This window comes from Magnetospirillum sp. UT-4, from assembly GCF_902729435.1.
GTDB lineage: Bacteria > Pseudomonadota > Alphaproteobacteria > Rhodospirillales > Magnetospirillaceae > Magnetospirillum.
In genome coordinates this window covers 1-1,377 of the sequence record NZ_CACVCG010000115.1, presented here as the reverse complement: position 1 = coordinate 1,377, position 1,377 = coordinate 1, and the positions used below count along the sequence as shown (strand labels likewise).

The 1,377-nt window shown below is 69.5% G+C and carries 2 protein-coding genes; both read right to left on the bottom strand.

Features of this window, described 5'->3' with window-relative positions; all coding sequences use genetic code 11:
- Positions 1-62: 62 nt before the first annotated feature.
- Complete coding sequence (radC, locus tag MTBUT4_RS15180; RefSeq protein WP_173980543.1) at positions 63-746, bottom strand: DNA repair protein RadC; 684 nt, start codon at positions 744-746, stop codon at positions 63-65.
- A 9-nt stretch (positions 747-755) separates the two neighbouring features.
- Positions 756-1,298, bottom strand: a complete 543-nt coding sequence (locus tag MTBUT4_RS15175) for a hypothetical protein (protein WP_173980542.1) — start codon at positions 1,296-1,298, stop codon at positions 756-758.
- Positions 1,299-1,377: the final 79 nt, after the last annotated feature.

Below are 1,377 nucleotides of genomic sequence, written 5' to 3'. Positions count from 1 at the left end.
GATGCCGCCTGCGGCGGCCCCTCAGGATGAGGCCCGAATGAGGCGACGAGGGCCGCCCCCCGTCAGATCAGCCCCATCGACTTGAAGCTGGTGTGGCCCTTGCGGCCGACCACCAGGTGGTCGTGCAGGATGATGCCCACCGCCTTCAGGGCTTCGCGCACCTGGCGGGTCATTTCGATGTCGGCCTTGGACGGCGCCGGGTCGCCGCTGGGGTGGTTGTGCACCATGATCACCGCCGAGGCGTGCAGGTCCAGCGCCCGCTTGACCACCTCGCGCGGATAGAGCGGGGTGTGATCGACGGTCCCCTTCTGCTGCAGTTCGTCGGCGATCAGCACGTTCTTGCGGTCCAGGAACAGCAGGCGGAACTGCTCGGTGGGCAGGCGCGCCATGGCGCCGGTGCAGTAATCCAGCAACTGGTCCCACGACGACAGCACCGGCCGGTCCAGCACCTGCAGGCGGAGCATGCGCCGTGCCGCCTCGTGCACCACCTTGATGCCGGTGGCGGCGGCGTCCTTGATGCCGTCCACCTCCCGCAGCTGGGCGGGCGAGGCGGCGATGACCTCGGCCAGGTCGCCGAAGCGGGCGATCAGCGCCTTGGCGATGGGCTTGACGTCGCGGCGCGGGATCACCGTGGCCAGCAGCAGTTCCAGGATCTCGTAATCCTGCAACGCGTCGGGGCTGGCGAGGAACCGCTCGCGCAGCCGTTCGCGATGGCCGAGATAATGGGGCTGGTCGTCGTCACTCACGGACTGGGCTCACAGCCGGGCGCGGAAGTCTTCCAGCCAGGCCAGCCGGGTCTCGAGCAGTTCAATGTCGTGGTCGAGCCAGTCGAGCAGGTGGCAGCCGTCGCCGTCGCCGGCGAAGCCGCCCCGCAGGTCGGTCAGGCGGGCCAGCTCGCCCTCGGCCGAATCGATCAGCAGGTCGGCCTGGGCCTGGCGCTCCTTCACCTCGAGCAGGTCGAGGAAGCGCATCTTGAGGGTGACGATCAGCTTGGACAGGTCGCTGCCGGGGCGCAGCCGCGCGGTCAGCAGGGCATGCAGCTCGCGCCGGCCGGCGGCGGTGATGGCGACCACGGCATCGTCCTCCATGCCCTTGCCGTCGACCGCCTCGACCAGTCCTTCGTAGCGCAGCAGCTCGATGGAGGTGCCCATCAGGTCGAGCTGCGGCCCGGCCACCCGCGACAGGAAATGGCGCACCGACCCGGCCAGCTGGGAATAGGGCATGGCAGCGGGCGCCACCGTCCCCAGCGCGCACAGCCGCACGGCTTCCTTGGGCGTCAGGGTGTTGTCGGTGAACATGGGCTCCGGCCTCCGGATGCTGCTCCTGCGAATATAGTGAATCGCAAGGGCTCCGTCCAGCGCGGCCCCCGTGCTATGC